At 41.7% G+C, this 17,778-nt stretch carries 12 protein-coding genes; 5 read left to right on the forward strand and 7 right to left on the reverse strand.

All coding sequences use genetic code 11. The features are described 5' to 3' along the window. Position 1 precedes the first annotated feature (1 nt). The 5 genes from A7967_RS04375 to A7967_RS23275 all read left to right on the forward strand — a co-directional run bounded on the left by A7967_RS04375 (position 2) and on the right by A7967_RS23275 (position 3,363). Positions 2-892, forward strand: coding sequence for a transporter substrate-binding domain-containing protein (locus tag A7967_RS04375; protein ID WP_054452963.1), 891 nt, complete (start codon positions 2-4; stop codon positions 890-892). 3 nt (positions 893-895) lie between these two features. Further along, positions 896-1,540: a sulfotransferase gene (locus A7967_RS04380; protein WP_054204597.1), complete on the forward strand. Its 645-nt coding sequence runs from the start codon at positions 896-898 to the stop codon at positions 1,538-1,540. Positions 1,541-1,641: 101 nt separating this feature from the next. Further along, positions 1,642-2,214, forward strand: coding sequence for a MiaE family protein (locus A7967_RS04385; protein WP_054204596.1), 573 nt, complete (start codon positions 1,642-1,644; stop codon positions 2,212-2,214). 535 nt (positions 2,215-2,749) lie between these two features. Next, on the forward strand, positions 2,750-2,911 hold the full coding sequence (locus A7967_RS23270; RefSeq protein WP_231659001.1) for a hypothetical protein: 162 nt from the start codon (positions 2,750-2,752) through the stop codon (positions 2,909-2,911). Between the two features lie 86 nt (positions 2,912-2,997). Then, complete coding sequence (locus A7967_RS23275; protein WP_231659000.1) at positions 2,998-3,363, forward strand: hypothetical protein; 366 nt, start codon at positions 2,998-3,000, stop codon at positions 3,361-3,363. Between the two features lie 509 nt (positions 3,364-3,872). Here A7967_RS23275 and A7967_RS04395 read toward each other — a convergent pair. From A7967_RS04395 to A7967_RS04425, 7 genes are all read right to left on the reverse strand, one after another. Next, positions 3,873-4,508 (reverse strand): hypothetical protein, encoded by a 636-nt coding sequence (locus A7967_RS04395; protein ID WP_064435405.1) that lies wholly within the window; start codon positions 4,506-4,508, stop codon positions 3,873-3,875. Further along, positions 4,498-7,269 (reverse strand): hypothetical protein, encoded by a 2,772-nt coding sequence (locus tag A7967_RS04400; RefSeq protein ID WP_064435406.1) that lies wholly within the window; start codon positions 7,267-7,269, stop codon positions 4,498-4,500. The genes A7967_RS04395 and A7967_RS04400 overlap by 11 nt, the downstream gene beginning before the upstream one ends. A gap of 3 nt (positions 7,270-7,272) precedes the next feature. Further along, a complete protein-coding gene (locus tag A7967_RS04405) occupies positions 7,273-15,231 on the reverse strand; it encodes a hypothetical protein (protein ID WP_064435407.1) in 7,959 nt (2,652 codons plus the stop codon). Next, positions 15,224-15,634 (reverse strand): DUF6950 family protein, encoded by a 411-nt coding sequence (locus A7967_RS04410; RefSeq protein WP_064435408.1) that lies wholly within the window; start codon positions 15,632-15,634, stop codon positions 15,224-15,226. The genes A7967_RS04405 and A7967_RS04410 overlap by 8 nt, the downstream gene beginning before the upstream one ends. Next, positions 15,618-16,208, reverse strand: a complete 591-nt coding sequence (locus A7967_RS04415; protein ID WP_054452950.1) for a hypothetical protein — start codon at positions 16,206-16,208, stop codon at positions 15,618-15,620. The genes A7967_RS04410 and A7967_RS04415 overlap by 17 nt, the downstream gene beginning before the upstream one ends. Beyond that, the gene (locus A7967_RS04420) at positions 16,208-16,813 is read right to left on the reverse strand and encodes a hypothetical protein (protein WP_064435409.1); all 606 of its coding nucleotides are present in this window, start codon (positions 16,811-16,813) and stop codon (positions 16,208-16,210) included. The genes A7967_RS04415 and A7967_RS04420 overlap by 1 nt, the downstream gene beginning before the upstream one ends. A 76-nt stretch (positions 16,814-16,889) precedes the next feature. Further along, positions 16,890-17,747, reverse strand: coding sequence for a hypothetical protein (locus A7967_RS04425; protein ID WP_064435410.1), 858 nt, complete (start codon positions 17,745-17,747; stop codon positions 16,890-16,892). Positions 17,748-17,778 lie beyond the last annotated feature (31 nt).

Raw genomic sequence — 17,778 nt, forward strand, 5'->3', positions numbered from 1 at the left:
TATGGCAATTAGTAAGTTTACACTATTAAGTATATTATTTTTATATACATTGAATGTTCACGCTAACAATAAGCAAAACAGTGAACCATTACATGTTATTTATCCAAAGCCTGAACGCGAGAATGAACAGGATAATTGGTATCCACTTGTATTACTTAAACTTGCTTTAGAGCATAGTGAACAACCTCATACTCTCCAATCATCAGTAAAAATGGTGCAAAGTCGTTCTTTAAAAGAGCTAGAGCAGGGGGAGCTGATCAATGTTGGTTGGTCAATGACAAGTAAAGAGCGGGAGCGAATTTTTACTCCGATACGTATTCCCATTTATAAAGGTTTATATGGGTGGCGCTTATTGTTTACCACTAAAGATAAGCTTCCGTTATTTAAAGATATAAAAGATGAGTTTCATTTTCATAATATTGATTTTATCCAAGGACATGACTGGCCTGATACCGATATCTTGAGAGATAACGGGTTACAGGTCTCAACATCGACAAGTTATGCCGCATTATTTAATATGCTTATTAGAAACCGAGGCGATGCTTTTCCACGCTCAATTTTAGAAATTGAATGGGAAAAAAAACAGTTATCGGTCGAGGAAAATATTGTAACGGTGCCCAATATAGCTTTGTCCTATCCCGCAGCTATATATTATTTTGTTAACTCTAAGCGCCCAGATATACATCAAGCTATAAAAATCGGCCTTGAAAGAATGCAACAAAATGGGGAGTTCGATAGGTTATTTAATCAATATTTTGCCACTAGTATTGCAAATGCAAAGCTGCACGAAAAAATAATCATTAAATTAGATAACAAACATCTCTCTAAATTAACACCGCTTAACGACAGCGAACTATGGTTTACTCCAAAAAACCTACAATTAGATAAGTAAGTTATGAATGCACCTACCAAAATTTTTATAATCGGTTTACCAAGAACTGGCACAACGAGTGTGTGTAATGCTTTTTTACAGCTGGACTTTAGCTGCGCACATACGGCTTATACTAAACGTTGTATGATTGACGCAAAAGTTATTGCGGATACGCCTATTTTTAATGATTACCAAAATTTAGATACTCTTTACCCAGATTCAAAATTTATTTATTTAGAGCGTGAGCTCGTTAAATGGATCCCATCCATTCGTCAGCTTTTAACGCGTATGTACAAAAATTTAATGAGAGAGGATGGGGGATTCAATCCACACATTAAACGTTGTTACCTCAATACATTTAAAGATTTGTCCCTTGATAAATTAGAATGTGACGCATATTTACAGCAATGTTATACAACACATTTAAATGGCGCAAAGCAATATTTTTCGAATCGTCCTGATGACTTTCTGTCGATTGATATTTCTGATATAAATAGTTTTAATAAGTTGTGTCAATTTTTAGATATAAAAAGCGAACTAACTAATTTTGAAAGAATGAACATTGGTGGCAAAGTTACAGCATGGAACGAAATAAAACACCCATTAAAGGTAGCTTCAACTGCTCATGGGAAAATTGACAAGTTGCTATATCCTAATGGAAATTTATAACTTTTTTATGCGTTAATGTAATTGTAAATTTATATCTAACAACAAGATTTTATAATCCATTTACGTTAAAATCTGACTATTAGATCTTAAGTAAAAATATTATGTTTGAATTAAAATATCACACCCCATTTTCATGGACCGAAGCAGTTATGGCTGACTTTGATACCTTTTTACAAGATCATGCTGCAGCAGAAAAAAAAGCGTCGGGCATGGCAATGTCTATGTTATCGCATTACCCAGATCGTCGTAAGCTTGTAAAAGCAATGACCGATCTCGCACTTGAAGAAATGATTCATTTCAAACAAGTTTTAAAGCTGTTGATTGACCGAGATGTAAATTTAGGAAATGATCAAAAAGATCCTTATGTAAAAAAAATTCGTGCTGTATTTAGAAATGGCCGTGACGAATTTTTTATGGATCGTTTGTTAGTTGGAGCTGTTATAGAGGCGAGGGGGCATGAGCGTTTTTCTCTAGTAGCGCAAGCACTACCTGATGGTAAAGAAAAAGAGTTTTATGCTGCGATCGCAAAATCTGAAGAAAAACATAAAAACTTATTTGTTGAACTCGCTTATGAATATTTTGATAAAAATGAAGTAGATATACGATTAGAAGAAATACTAATCGCAGAAGCTGAAATTTGTAAGAACATTCCATTTACAGCTGCGCTTCATTAATCATTATTGGCACTGTTACCCAGTGCCAGTAATTTAAAATTGAGCATACAATCTGACAATTCAAAGAAAAGGTGGCAGGGAATTCGACGCTGCCTCATTTTAGAAATAAAAACTCTAATCTTCTTTAGTTAAATCGTAAATCCTCTACACCTTATTTATATTTAGTGCTTATATATTATCTCTTCTAATTAATATCTTTAAATAATTTTGCAAAGAAGTAACTCTAAATAATGATTGACCGAAAAGATATCGGACTTTTGAGAGTCGGTTAAAAATAGTTAGTGGTGACCATGGTTGATCATACAATGGTAAACGAGGCTGGAGGCTGGCTATCGAAATTCATTTTTAAAAATAATAAAACACCGCGCGAGTAGCAAAAAATAGATCACAAAAAACATTAAAAATCGCAGCCAATATATTAATTATATTTAATAACAGACATTCGTCGCGTTAGATCCAATCACAATAAGTGGGATTAGATTTTTACTGAATTGATTATCCGTAAAATACTTATAAGTGTTAGCAATTAATAAAGGTGAAAATTGCACGCATGGGTTTATCAGTTAGCAAACCTGAAAAAGTTAATAAATTTATGGAGTCATTCAAAGTTGTAGATTCATCAACAGGTGAAGAACTCAATAAATTGCCAGGCATAGATTTAGGAGGCTGGATTATAATCCGGGCAAAGCATGGTTAGGTGCAGATATAGCAGCAGGAAAATCAGTTATAAATTTATCAACGGACTTACAAAAATTAGCAATCCCACAATTTAACGAAGCCGTTTTGAAATCTCAGCAGTACTATATAAAGCAGATAAATTTACACGCAGCAAAGTTAGCGCTTAAAAAATCCAGAGCTGATGGCCAGCAATTTACGCTAGGGCACTTGCCTGCAAATTTATTAAATGAATTGTCACGTAAAAACGCACCTATATATAGTAGCGCCGTTACAGTTGGCAGCACTCAAATTGAAAAGCTTTTAGCGGGTCAACTTAGTCTTGAACAAATACATGATCTAATGAACGCAGTTCAAAAACCAAATACGTTTGCTTATATAGGCAACCAAATAAAATTATCCTATCAAGGCTACATGGTCACAATTGAACTAGGACCACAGTTTAATACGATTATATTTGCCGAAAAGGTTTAAATAACCACGTTTTGAAGATTTAAAGAGCGTTTAAATGGTATTTAAACTCCGTTTTAAGCACGTTAACAATCAAAAAATATCTAGTTTTAAACGTAAAATGAGCAGGAATAAGCGGGTTTTGGGTCACTTTGAACGGGTTTGTCTAAAAACAAGCGTAATTCAAAGTTAAGGATTTACACGCTAAAATCAGTACAAACCCAGTAACGGCGTGGGTTTCCGCAAGGCAAGGGCGAAAATATCCATATCTTTATTATTCTATAAACGAACAACCCCTTACAATTAGTCTACAAACGAACAAGCCCTAACACTTACTGCAATGGGTCCATCATCAGTAATTGTAAGCCGCTGCTGAAATTTAGAAAAAAAGACGCTAGATTTTAGAATTTTATAAATTATGTTAAATAGAGTCTTGTTTTGTTTTCTGACGGTGATTATATTGAGATTTAAACTTGGTTTAACAATATTTATAAAGGGTAGGGTTTAAACATTGTTTAAACCCTTTTTAAATCTTAACTAAAGAATGCTTTTCGAGCTAAGATGAATTGCAAGCCGAAAGATTTAAACTCAGCTTCGCCCAGTAATTCAACCACTTCTACTCCGTTGCATGTTTCAGCATTAAAGTGAATAGGGAAAAACTGTTCTTCTGCTTCGAATTCGACTGCTAAATCAAAAGCTGTTTTTAGTGATGACAAGCCATTTTGATTTTTCTCAGTTAGTGAAACTTGAACGTTTTTAAATTTTATACCTAGCAATTTTTCAATTTTCTTAGCGTATGGTTCTAACACTTTTTCAATGGATTTAAGAGGTGATCGTTCAGGTGCGGTAGGGAGTGAACGTGGTTTAATTTCTGCCGTTGTACCATCTTCGTTATCTATGATAACTGGTAAATTTGCGTTGTATTCTGTTACCTTATTCAGCTCAACTAAGTAATTAAAATAGTCATTCGCCCAGATCCATTGCTCGCCTTCTGCAAAGATTTTTGCAAATTTTTCAATGTGTTGAACTTTTCCCTTGGCGATAAGCTGTGCCAGGTCTTTTACGACGGGCCCTTGCTTAAGTGTGGGTAAACCTTGCTGGTTAAGGACAGGTACTTGGTCGTCATCTAGGACGATAAAATCTAAAATAGCGTCTAATTTATTTGTCATTTTTAATCCATCCAAGTGGTTCTACACAACGAGCTGTGCCGACTAAAACAGTGTTGCCATTTTCATCAAGCATTGTTGATTGCCCGTCTACGATGTGAATTTTACCGTCATCACCCCAATCGGTACCGTCGTGTTTGAGCTCTGTATATGCGTAATTGATAAAACCTTGTTGGTTTTCGACAACGCTGTAATTGAGTGCTTTTACACCAGTAATTCCTGATATCGGGGGATGCAATGATAATTCATTATGGAGAGCACCTTCCCCTGATAATGAAAATTTGGATTCAGACGAGAGGATGAATTTTTTCATACTAATATTTAAAGCAAGCCCGAGCCAATATCTCTGCGCAGGAATAATCCCAGCTAATGAATAAGTTAATAACGAATAACCAGTTAAGTTATCAGTTATAGCATCAACTTTACCTATTCCTTTAACACCACCATAAATACTACTGCTAACTGAGTTTTTGGTGATTTTTGCTTTGGTATTGTAGATTAACATGTATAAATTATCTTGAGATGTTGCACCTCCACCAACTAATACAGTATTTTCCGTGGGATTAAATGTAGCAGTCAAATTAGCCCAAGTAATTTGATTACTAGTAAATAATGCCTGAGTTAACGAACTGCCGATACACGGTAAACTTAATTCTGCATTTAAAATTTTACTGGGTTGTACTAGCTGAGGGAGCCATCTACCTAGCCAGCCATCTTTTAAATCGTCACATTGAAGGATTTTAGCAGGAGGCCCAATAACATCGGTATGTAGAAATTCTCCAGCAACGGATGCTTGTTTCAAAATGTATATTAAGATGACTGAAGGGGAATTACCCCACGTCTCAGGATAGTAAATATGACTCTTGAATGAACCTTGTAACATCTCTCTTCGATCTAAATTGTAAAACAGCTCACCGTTAGTCGTATTATATACATAGTATGAATCTGCCACATTTATACCTAACTCCACCGCTAGATCGTTGAAAGCTCTAACGCCTATATTAGAAGAAGAAACGGTAGGTGAATCATTTATAGGTAATAGTTTGGTAAAGCTCACGTTTTCATGCCCACGATACTCACCAGATTTAATCTTTAGATCTGCTTCTGTAAAACTTTCTTGCTCTAACCCGCAAGCTGAATAACGCATATCACGACAGACGCCACCTTGACCACTAGTGTATATAACATCGTAGAAACGCCCATCTGGGCGGCCTGATAAACCGCCTACCTTGCCCCATTTTGAAGCCCCTCCAATTCTAACAGCGACAGGATCGAAAGCTTCAGCTCTACTCGCAATTGCAAGTGAAGCGCCATTCCAGAGTGCGCCATGTCCTAACGAATCTGGCGCAGAAGTTGATCTCAGATACCCTGTACCAAAAGGGTTTAAACTAGGATGATATGCCCCTCGATTTAATCTATTAATTGTACCGCAAACCAAAAAGTGACAATCAGGGTTGTTATTCGCTGTAAATACACCTACCTCGTTCCCTGCACTAAACTTAGTCGCGTTCGTTGCTAGTGCTGGTACCAGTTTGGATTGCGCACTAAATGCTAAATCACCTGAGATAGCATCTATCGTTAACCAATCGCTATTACCTATCCCTGCAAACGATAAAACAAAGTCATGGGTTTGATAAAAATGACCCGTAGAATCATCAAATCGTATTTTATTGTTTGGATCTGACGCAATAGCAATACGCTGCGCCTGCGTTGCTGTTTGCCAATTGACTCCTTTTCCACGGCTACTAGTGTCCCCCGCATACTGTGCAAAGTACTCAATGGGCTGGACAGTATTTGCTGTTGTGGGCACATCATTTATTGAGCTTGCTACTGACTGCGGCAAGCCATTTAGATATACAAACGGGTAGCTATCGTTGATTTCTTGCTCAATTTGTAGAATGCCCCACATATCAACTCGGTCTGTCACAACTTTATTAGTCGCGGTCTCACTGGCAAACGCAATAGCTGGCGTGGCATGTGTCACTGAGATACCTGTCGCACTGTCGTAGGTGCGAGTGCCACCCTCTGCGGGAGGTAGTTTTACTGTTAGCGCTGCCCAAGAATTGTTTGCTTGTAAATATGTTGTTATACCAGAAATATTCAACACCGAGGAGTTTGTTTTACTTTCGCCTGTTGCACCTGATGATAAATCTCCTAGTAAAAGAGTACTATTCCCGCCTGTCGGGTAGGTATATAATCCTTCATTAACATTGAATAGTGTAGCGTCATTAACTCTATGCTTACCAAAATGCACAAAACCACTGGCCGCAAACTTTTCATTATTAGCAGCACGTCTAGCTTCAAACTCGACTTTACGCATAGCCCACGGGTACGGGTGATACGCATCCATTTGTGTGGCGTTGTCCGCTTCAATCTGCTTTAACGTTTTAACGTTTGTGGTGCTGCCGTCTTGATTAACGAACGTGACCGCCCCCATTTTAGTTTGCCAATTTTGCATTGCCACAAAGTTATCGTTGACGTTTTTGTTTGCGTTGTTAATAGCATCCACGGCGGCTCTAAAATCGCCCGTGGTGGGGATTACCACTGCCTTTTGGTTTGACTGATTGCTATTGGCCCAGTTGTTAACCAGCTCTATGTACTGCTGACTAGCGCTACCCACGTAGCCACGGTTTATCTCAACTAAAAACCCAGCCAAAAATAAAAAATCACCTTGTCGAATAGTGGCGATACTCTCGCTGCTGTTGATTGTTACTACTTTAGAGCCGTTGGTAACACTGGCTTGACTGGCTGTAAATGCTGCCATATTTTAATCCTCTTGAGACACTAATGTTAATTTTTGCGATGTGGTGAACGATGACGACACTCTAAAATCATCACGTACTGAAATTGCGAGTTTGTAGGTGCGATCCACGGTGCTTTGCTTGTTATCTGTATATGTGAACGAGCCTGAGCAGGCTTGGCTCATGCTCCATATATATTTGCGTGATTCATGGTCGTATGTACTATTGAGGTATGATGTGCCCGTGTATGATTGGGTTCTTCTTGTTACCCAATTGCTATTTACAAACTCATATAAAACGATGCTAAAGCGGGGGCTAAGTGGTTTTGTCGGCTCTACTTCACTTCTACCGCTGCGGTATGTGTTCGCTTGTAACGAGCAAATAAGATCTATAATCCCGCCATTTGACCCGAATGGGCCTATTGTTACATTGGCATTCGCCGCTAAGTCCGTTGTTGTTAAAGCGGTTCTAAATAAGCCCGCGGAAATTGACCCACCGAAATAGGCATTTCCTGATGTGTCTTTCCATTCAAGGGCGTTGGATTTTCGAAGTGCTGCAAGATTCGGTAGGCCATTGCTCATGATTTTAGGCCCGTACCAATACCACAAATTATCAGGGCCAAAGCCGCTGGCGAGTTCAATTTTCATAAACGCTGAGCCAACCAAGTCAATGCGCGGGGATTCAATGCGCGTTCCCGCACGCAGAACCTTACCATCCAGAGTGTCTTCAATCAGGGCGCTGCCGTGTACTCGCAACACATACGATTGCCAACTTGATCCGGTATAACGCTTGGTGTTTTCAATTTTCGGGTCGCTGGATTTATAAATGGTAACTATGTCATTAATGACGGGGGAACCACTCGGTACTGCGCTGTTTGCGCTTGCGTCGGACCATGCGCCGCTTGACGTGGCTACAATGTAACGGCCTGCGCCTCGGGAACCCTTTAAGCCTGGTTCTCCATCAAAATAATCTGTGCCTTTTTGTGGTGTGTAACCATCATCACCTTTGATGATGTAAGGTGCGGGTTCACTCCAGCCCTGATTAGCCCAACCATCACCCGTATCGATGTAAACAGCACGACTAACATAGGTTGTTTTACTCTCTTCGAAATAGGGTGCATCTTGATACAAACTAGGTATATTTTCAGTGGCACCATTAAAGCCGCCACCCACGGGTTTATAAGGTTTTGATGTTGCTGCACGGTAAACCAAGCTAATGTAATTCCCGTTTAAGCCATCAAAGTAATCCGTGCCTTTTAAGGGGGTGTAGCCATCGTTACCATTAGCAATAACTATGCTGTTACCAGCACCATCCGTAACTGTATGGGTACCGTTACCGTTATCTGTTACTGTAGGTATGGGCGCGTCCACACCGTCTTTAATGGTAATGGTATCTGTACCATTGGTTATGGTGTATGAACCATCAGGATTAGTGGTGAAGCTCGGGGTATCTCCCTTATCACCCTTTAAACCTGTAATTCTTGCTGGGACACTCCAACCAGTGATAGCTTCACCATTTTCAATAGTTCGTTCACGGCGATAAAGGTCTCCGGTTGTGTATTCTGAGTGCCAGCCACTTGAACCAGTGACACTATAAACATACTCAACGTAACGGGTTTTTCCGTCTTTACCATCTTGCGCTTTAATGTCTTCTAATGAGCTAACAGTATGGCCATCACCTAAGACCATGCGGCCTTTGAATACATGCTCAGGGTTAAGTGGGTCACTATTATCAACGTAAGACGTGGGCACAAAGGTGCCATCAACCATCGCCCCTTGGCGAATAACATCGCCCACAATATCTAGACTTGCTAATACACCATCGTTATAGCCAGCAATACCCGTTACACGGCCATTGTTGTCGAGAGTCCAACCACCACGAGCAACAAGCTTGCCGTCTACTGTGGTAAATAACTGGCGTAGCTGTTTAATGCTCGCGCTGTTTTCACCATCGGTGATTTGCATATTGGCGATAAACTCAGCGAGCGGGCCATTAACCCATGAGCCGCCATCTGCCACGCATTGCACGGCGTCGTTTTCGCTGGTTATTTGCCCCTGTGCATCTAAGCAGTAACCCACCGCTGTACGTGTGTACTCTTGCGCTGTGGCTATCGCCGCGTTTTTAGCGGCCTCGGTATCATCATTAATTTTGCTTGTAAGCGTTTGCTGCAACGTGCTGAATGCTTGGTTTTGGCTGGCAAAGGTTTCAGCGACTTCGTCAAAGCTGGCGATTGTTTCCGCTACAAACGATTCAAACTCAACGTCACGCAGGGTGTTGGCTTCGTCAATAGTGGCAATGGCTGTGGTTACATCACTAAAACGTGCGGTTACATTATCAAACGTAGCTTGATAACGTTGGTCTCGGGTTACACTTGATTGATATTGATTAGCTACCGCTTTGTTTAGCGAGGTAATAATAGCGTTGTTACTATTAAAAATGGCTGCTAACTCAAGCTGCTGCTGAGCCAAACTTTCAAGGTCTGTGCTTTGCGATTGGAGCTTTTCGTTAGCGAGAGCGGCTTTAACATTGAGCGTGGCTAAGTCGTTATCTTGCTTAAATTGATTGTACGCAGCAATTACATCATTCAAGCCCTGGGCTTGTTGCCCAAGTTCCAAGCCCTGAATTTGCAAAATACTCGTTGTTACCGCGCCCTCGGCTGCGTCTAAACGTTGCTGAACGTCAGTAAACTTAGCATCAACGCCGTCCTCTTTAGCGTTATAAGCCGTGATTCGGGTTTCAAAATAAGCGTCTTTACCGTTTAAAAACTGCTGAGCATTGTTGGCTTTAGTGAGCGTGTTGTTTTCGTCAAACTCCTGTAGCGTGGCGCTTATTTTATACGTTGAATTGAACGTATCTAATATTTGGTTAACGTTGCTTTGTGTTTGATAGCCCTGCAGTGTTACCCATGCGGCACCAATTTCAACGGCGCGTTGTACGGCAGGGCCGTCAATCCATGTGTGACCCGCAGCTTCACAAGCCACAGCATCATCTTGATCAACACGTTCGCCATTGGCATCAACACAATAACCGGTTACAGCCCGAGTAAATTCATTCGCTGTCGCAAGCATCGCTAAATCTTGTGTTTGAAATTCAATGCGCAGTTGTGCCCCCATGCTGGCGCGTGCTTGCTGTTCGTTTACAATGGCTTCGTCATGGGATATTAAATCCGATTCGGCCTCACCCATACGGACTGATAACTGTTGGCGCGCTGTGGCCTCATTTTGAATATCATCTGCATTGGCTCGTATGCTTTCCTCAGCCAGTGCAATAGATTCGTTGATACCATCGGGTTGTGCAACAAACTGAGTGATCAAGTTTGTAATAGTGCCCTCAGCGGCGTTAATCCATTGCTGAGCCTCTTTAGCAGCAGTGATTATGCCCTCATCGTTTATCTGCTGAATAGTCGCTTTTATGCTAAAACTTGCATCCCATGTATCAAGTATTTGCTGTACGTTGTTCTGTGTTTGATAGCCTTTTTCATCAACATACGCAGCGCTTAAGTTAATTGCGCGTTGAACAGCGGGCCCATCTACCCAAGTATGGCCGTCAAGTTCACATTGCACGGCATCATCTTGATCAACACGTTCGCCGTTGGCATCTACACAATAGCCAGTTACGGCACGGGTAAATTCATTGGCCGTGGCCAGCATGGCTAAATCTTGGGTTTGAAATTCAATGCGTAACTGATTGCCTTGGCTCGCTCTGGCTTGTTGCTCGCTAACAATGGCTTCATCAAGAGACACTAAATCAGATTCAGCTTCCCCCATGCGAACGGATAACTGTTGTCGCGCTGTCGCTGCATTTTGAATATCATCAGCATTGGCTTGTATTTGCTCATGTGCAAAGGCCAGTGAATCGTTTATGCCGTCTGGTTGAGCTACAAACTGAGTGATCAAGTTTGTAATAGTGCCCTCAGCGGCGTTAACCCATTGCTGAGCCTCTTTAGCAGCAGTGATTATGCCCTCGTCATTAATCTGCTGGATTGTTGCTGTAATTCCATGCTCACCGTCAAACGTACTTATAAATTGCTGTACGTTAGCCGCAGTTTGATAGCCTTTTTCATTTACAAAAACGGTGGTGTAGTCGTTAATTAACTGTACCAGTGGGCCATCAATCCATTCATGGCCCAGTGCAATGCAAGCCATCGCGTCTGGTTCACCAACTTTATTACCACCGGCATCTACGCAGTAACCAACAATTGCATCAACCCGTTCATTGGCTTGAGCAACAGAGCGTGTACCTTCGCGGGTTATTTCGGCTCTTAATTCACGTTCAGAACTTGATCGCGCTGTACGCTCATTTGCAAATGCTTGGTTTAGGCTTGTTAAATACGCGGCATTTTGGCCGTATAAGCCCGCAAGTTCGAGCGTTTGGGTAGCGAGTGATTTTACATCGTCAGTCACCGCGGTGAGCTTTTGATTCGCTGTAGCCAGGCTAAAGCTTTGCTCTGCAAGTTCTTTGTCTTGCTGCATTTTGTTATATGCTGCAATAACCTCATTTAAGCCTAAACCTTTAACATCAATTTCAAGGCCGCTAACCTGAGTTATGCTTTGGCTAATTTCACCGGCTATGGCATCCATGCTTTGCTCAGCAATACTAATGCGCTGGTTTACGCCGTCTTCGCTGTTTAAAATGCTGGTAACTTGGTCGCGTATTGTGGCTTCTGCGCCGTTGATCCACGTTTGAGCCGCGTTGGCTTTAACGATGATGTCTTGCTCGTTAAACTCTTGCAGCGTAGCGGCAATGCTGTACTGAGCATTAAACGAGTCTATTAGCGTCTGTACGTTACTTTGCGTTTGATAGCCCAGCGCATTAACCCAAGCAGTTGTTGCATACTGGCCCATGATGCCCGTTGCGGCGTTAATATCTTGCTCAAGCTCTGTTGTACGGGCTGTAATCTCAGTAAGCGCTAAATCATTCGCGCCACGTTTACCAACCTCAATAAAGTCGATATCACAGGGGCCAAGGTCAAACTCTAAGCTTGTAATCGTGCCCGTGTAGCTAGCTGTGCCCGTTGCATCCAGCGTTAAGGTCTCAAAATCTGTACTGGTTGGCTCAGGCAAATGCAGGGTAGTGGACCCACCATTAAATTTAATATCGCCGCGCCAGGTTGTGCCTGAGTGTTTGCGAACGCGCAGGCGAAACACCGGGTTTTCATCAGCGTTATAGCTAATAACAGGGCTGCTAATTTGCGCGGTGGCCACAATGTATCCAAGGGCGTTATGGCTATCTGGATCGAACCCTTCATTACTGGTATTAAACTGCCAGCTATACGCGGGTTGCAGTGCGGCCAATGCACCGGCTATTTGCCCATCTACTTCGGCAAAACTCGCTTTCTGATTAATTTGTGCTGCTTGAACAATAAGCTGCGCCTCAGCCTGGCTAATACGGTTTTGAGACTGAGTAATTTGTTGTGACGCTAGCGTAATTTTACTGTTCACACCGTCAATTAAGAGCGTAGCGCTATTAAAACTTTCTTCAGCAATGGCATACGCGCGGTTAACAATGGTGCCTGTATCTGGATCAACATACACAGCTGCATCAATCAAACGTTCGTTATTAAACGTGCGGCGTTCGTACTCGGTACGCCAACTTGTATACGCGCTGGTCACGTTTAAAAGGCTTAAACCAATGCTTTGCTGTTCTAAACGCTGTTGCTCAATCGCAATATTGTTGATCTTAATAAGCGCGGGCAGGCTGTTTTGCTTGGTTTCGTCTAAAACCTCTGTTACGCGCTCTAAATCGTTTATTTTGCTGTTGGAGTCGGCTAGTTGTTGCTGTAGATTATTCGGGTTTTCGGCGTTGATCACATCAACAATATCAACGAGCTGATCAATCTTAAACGGTATTCCGTGGGGGTTCTCTGCGTCGAGTACTTCAATTTTAGTGCTTAGCTCGGTGATGGCATTAAGGTTTTTAGTAATTAAGCTGGGTAAGTTGTTTTCAGTTTCAGGGCGCAGGCGATCAACTTGCGCGTTTATGTCAGCAATAAGGGTTTGGGCCTCAGTGCTTAATTTTGTAAGGGGTAATTCATTAATGTACTCTGTTAAATCAACGGTGGTCGTAGTGGCCGTTACGTTAACCCAATCACTTGCGCCCAGGTGATTTACGCTGCGCACTCTAAATTTATACTCCGTTTCGCTTTTTAAACCAATGCGGTTATAAATCTGTGCAAGCACACGTTCGCCATTATGTGGCTGTGCTGCGGTGCCTAAAAACTCCCACTCAAACTGTGTACCAATGCCAGCTGCGGCAATCTCAGCAGTTAACGTAATTTGGTTATAATCAGCAGTAACATATACACTCGGCAAAGTAGGGGTTAGTACACTAAATTGCACCGCAACCAATAGTGAGCGCTGGCCAAATATGTTTTTAGCGCTAATACGTGCGGTGTATTCTCCCAGCTGCAAATTAGGGATTGTTACTTGTGTGTAGGTGACTGAGGTTTTAAATACTGGCCCGTTAGCAGCAGTATTAATAAACTCAACATCGTATTCATGCACAGCAAGCGGGGTCGGGTGGTTCCATTTAATTATGCCGTTTCCGTCACCGTCTATTGTTACCCGTACATCAAAAGTTGGTTGTGGTTTGCCAACCAAATAGTCACTGTTTGGGGTTAAATCCTGCGCACCAGGTATTATGTTATCAGCCCATAAATCAGGGCCGTCTTCAACACACATCAAGGTTACGCCACCGTCTAATCTAAAGCGGCGCTCTGTAACACGGTAAATTTTATTGCTAATGGATTCGCGTGGTAAATTTAAATACACCGTACGGCCCACAGCTGCAGCCAAACCTTTGTGTTTAAGCGGTAGCTCTATTTCGCCAAGGCGGGTTTGCTCCATATAAATAGTGGATAAGCGCTGCGCTGTAGTACTGCTGCGTACAAATGGCAGAGTAATGGTTTTTTCAAGCGTTTGGTTATCAATGGCTTGATAACCCTTAGACATAACGGGCGGGGCATCTGTACGGTCATAGTTTTGCTCAGGGTCGGTAAATGTGGCTCTAACAACATTGGCACGGTCGCGTAAATCAGCGTGCCATTTTATTTTAATATTACCGTGTACATCATCCTGATTAATTGTGTGCGTTGGATTGCCATACCAGGCACCTACGCGCACATACCATTGACCCATCTGTCTAAAAATCTTACCTGCAAAGCACGCTTCTAATTGGTTTAAAACTTCAATGGGTTTGGTGCTAAACGTAAAACTGCCATTGGTTGTATAACGTGGCTCTGTCGTTACAACGCCCTCAGCATCCGTAAACTCAGCGTCTTCATCACACACGTTAATGGCTGCAATCCACCACTGCAGTGGTAAACGCTCAAACGGCACTTCGTGAGCACCGTAAAAACGCACATAGTGCAGGGCGCATAACACGGCGTTTTGGCTCCAAAGCCAGGTGCTTTCGTCGTCAGGGTCTTGGCTTGTATCGCGCGGGTCCCACACACGGGCACCGCGTATTAAAAAGCCCATGTCGCTTATGCCGTCTTCAAACACTTCGCGGTTATTTTCAATTTCAATAAACACATAGCTTTGGCCAAATCCTATATGTTCACTCGTCCAGCCCGCCATTTTAGCCACGGCTTTAGCGTTAGCTGTGGTTTGGCGGCCATCACTGAGCGAATAATCCCAGCTTTCACTTGGGTATTCACTCAGTTTTTTATCCGCAATGTATATCTCTTCAAGGGCATCAATGGGCGCACCGTTAATAAGTACTATTAACTGCATCCATTTTTTATCGTTTTTTTCAATCTCTGCTTGGTGTGCAATAACACCACCTACACGATCACGGCCAAATGTAATGCGGCGGGGTTGGTCAATGCCTTTTTGTAAGCCTTGGCCAAGGGTGGCTAAGTCGTTTACGGGTTCATCAGGGGTCAATGAATCCCATAATGCCCCCATGGTTTTATCCCATAGTTTATGGGTAATGCCTAAAAAGTCCCCACTTAATAACGACTCACGCTTTACAATCTTAGACATTGCGCGGCTCCAATGGGTAAACTGTTTTTACTGTATCCATCGGTAGTGTAACCAAGCCATTTTCACCCACGCACACCACTGCATTAACAGTCACGATGCCGCCCACATACTCACCTTTAAACTCAACCAAGGCGATATCACCGCGGCGGGCGTAACTAAGCGCAATTGCGGGGTTTAAACGCTCTTTAAACACGCTTTGAATATCGTTTAAACCACGTTTAAATAATTGTTTAAATGCACCACGTTCAGTGCGGTATTTACCTCTAAAGTCGGCGGCTACATCGTTACCCGTTGCAAATAGCACCCAATCAGCTACCAATAGGCAGCAATCATTTTTACCCCATTTAAACGGTTCACAGTTACGCTTTGTTATAAAAGCAGCAAGCTTAGCGGCGACGTTCATTGCGTGGCCCTCCTATGTAATTACCAGGTTGTGTATCAGGTAGGTTTTGTTTATTGGCGGTCGCTTGCTCACTAAAAAACACATCGCCCGGGTAAAGCGCTTTTTGGGTGGCGTCGTTCCAGCGTTGGTTTAAGCGGGCTTCTTTCCAGCGCTCACTTTCACCTGCTACGCTAAGTTGTATTTGTGATACATCGCCGCGCTCAACATCACAGGCCACAATGTAGCCGCTTTCAAGTAACTGGCTTTGGCTCACACGGTAATGCTCATCAACAGTCACTAGGTATATTTCGCAGCCCTGGCTAATGGGGTCGTTTTCGGCAACCTCAGCTAAAATAGCCTGGTCTTGGGTGTGTAGGGTTAAACGTATGCGAGCACTGTCGTTTTTATCGCTGGCCGGTATTTCACTCACGGTGCCAAGCATACCCACGCCATGCCAGGTTAAATTAGCAAAGCGGCGCTCACCCACACCGGTATGTAACAGCACATCACCACTTTTAAACGCCAGGCGCACAAAGTAACGAGCACGACCGCTTGTTGCTAAATCAGCGAGTAGGGCAGCGTTTAAGCTTTCCATTAAAACGCCTCCCGCCCTTTAATTTTCCAGCTGGTAACAATGCCGTTTTTATACTGCGCACTGGCAAGTCCTTGCTTGTTATCAGCAAGGCGGAACAAACCAACCGGTTGTTTAAACGTGATTAAGGTGTTGTCTGCAGGTATTTTGCGTAGGGGGGATTCAAATATAACCGTTGCGCGGCCAAGTGAGTCAGTCACTAAATCTTGGGTTAATACTTTAAGTTCGGTGTTTTGGCCAACATCTACTTGCATACGTTCGCCAACAACCAATAAGGTTTGGTTAGCGGGTAAGCCATCAATATTTAAAATGTTGCCATCTTGATTTGCACCACGCACATAGCCCACAAAGTCTTTATCAAGCTGTTCACGGCGGTAATCAATTAAGGTAAACGTGCCTACTTGGCCGCGCAGGCTGGCAATAAAACCATCTAGGGCCAATGCATCGCGCTCAGGTACATTGGCAAGTTCTATTTCAAATTCCCAATAGGCACCCTCAAGGTCGTAAACCTCGGTCGCATTGTTTGCTTTATTTAAGTGTATTTGGCTATTAGGCACTAACGTAAAGTTAGAGCTTTTAGGACGTTTGGGTAGAGGGAGTGGTTGCATCGTTACCAGTTTTCATAATAAAACACTGGTAACGAGTATAAAATTTAGGGGGGGGAGATTTCGGCTGGAAAGGTGTTTACAGTGAATCCCTATAGTTCAAATACAAGCATAACTCGTTTAAATTGAAAACACCAAGATCATTTACATTACAATTTTCATCTAAAATCTCTGTGAATTCTAAAAACATTACTTTGAATCTTTCTTTTTCAATTCCATTGATTTCATTAGTTTTTTCATATTGATGATAAGCCCTTTTAGCAATGACTAAAAGTAACTCTTTAGTTAATAAACAGAAGAGAATTTGATGTAATATTTTTTTCAAACTTTTTGATTTAATATCTTTTGTGAGCCTGCTTATACATAATGGTGTTGAGGTAAGTAGATCAAATTGCTCACTTTCAATAACTCCTTTATGATAACCGTCCAGAATAGAAGGCTGTACGGTAGAGCTCTGTTTCGCAACAGAAAAATAATCTATTATGACTGATTTTAGGTTTTGTAACGGTACTTCGCCATCTTTCAGAGCTGTGTACTTTCTTTTTATAATAGTTCCACCTTGAGCATCACCAGTACATTGAATATTATTTATTTTAGCTATTTCATCATTTAATTGATTCGTCAATTTTAAAATTGTATTTTCGATTATATTGTATTTATGTAATGTAGATTGTTCTTCTAGTGCTTCTTGTGTCTTTTGTAGCTCATTTTTATTATCTATCCATATTCTATAAAGTAAAATCAATGAAATTAAAGCTACACATGGACTGACTAGACTATTTATTATACCTGTTGCGCTATTCCAGGTTTGAATATTATTGGAAGGGTAATATCCAAACTTGTTTACGAAGATTATTAAAATAAAAAATAAAAAAAAGGCCATTATACAGGCTATTTTAAAAATGTAATTTTTATAATTATTGTGTTCTCTACTCATCTACATTCCCTCGCTTTAAAACTCCTTTTTA

The organism is Pseudoalteromonas neustonica, from assembly GCF_001653135.1.
Classification (GTDB): Bacteria; Pseudomonadota; Gammaproteobacteria; order Enterobacterales; family Alteromonadaceae; genus Pseudoalteromonas; species Pseudoalteromonas neustonica.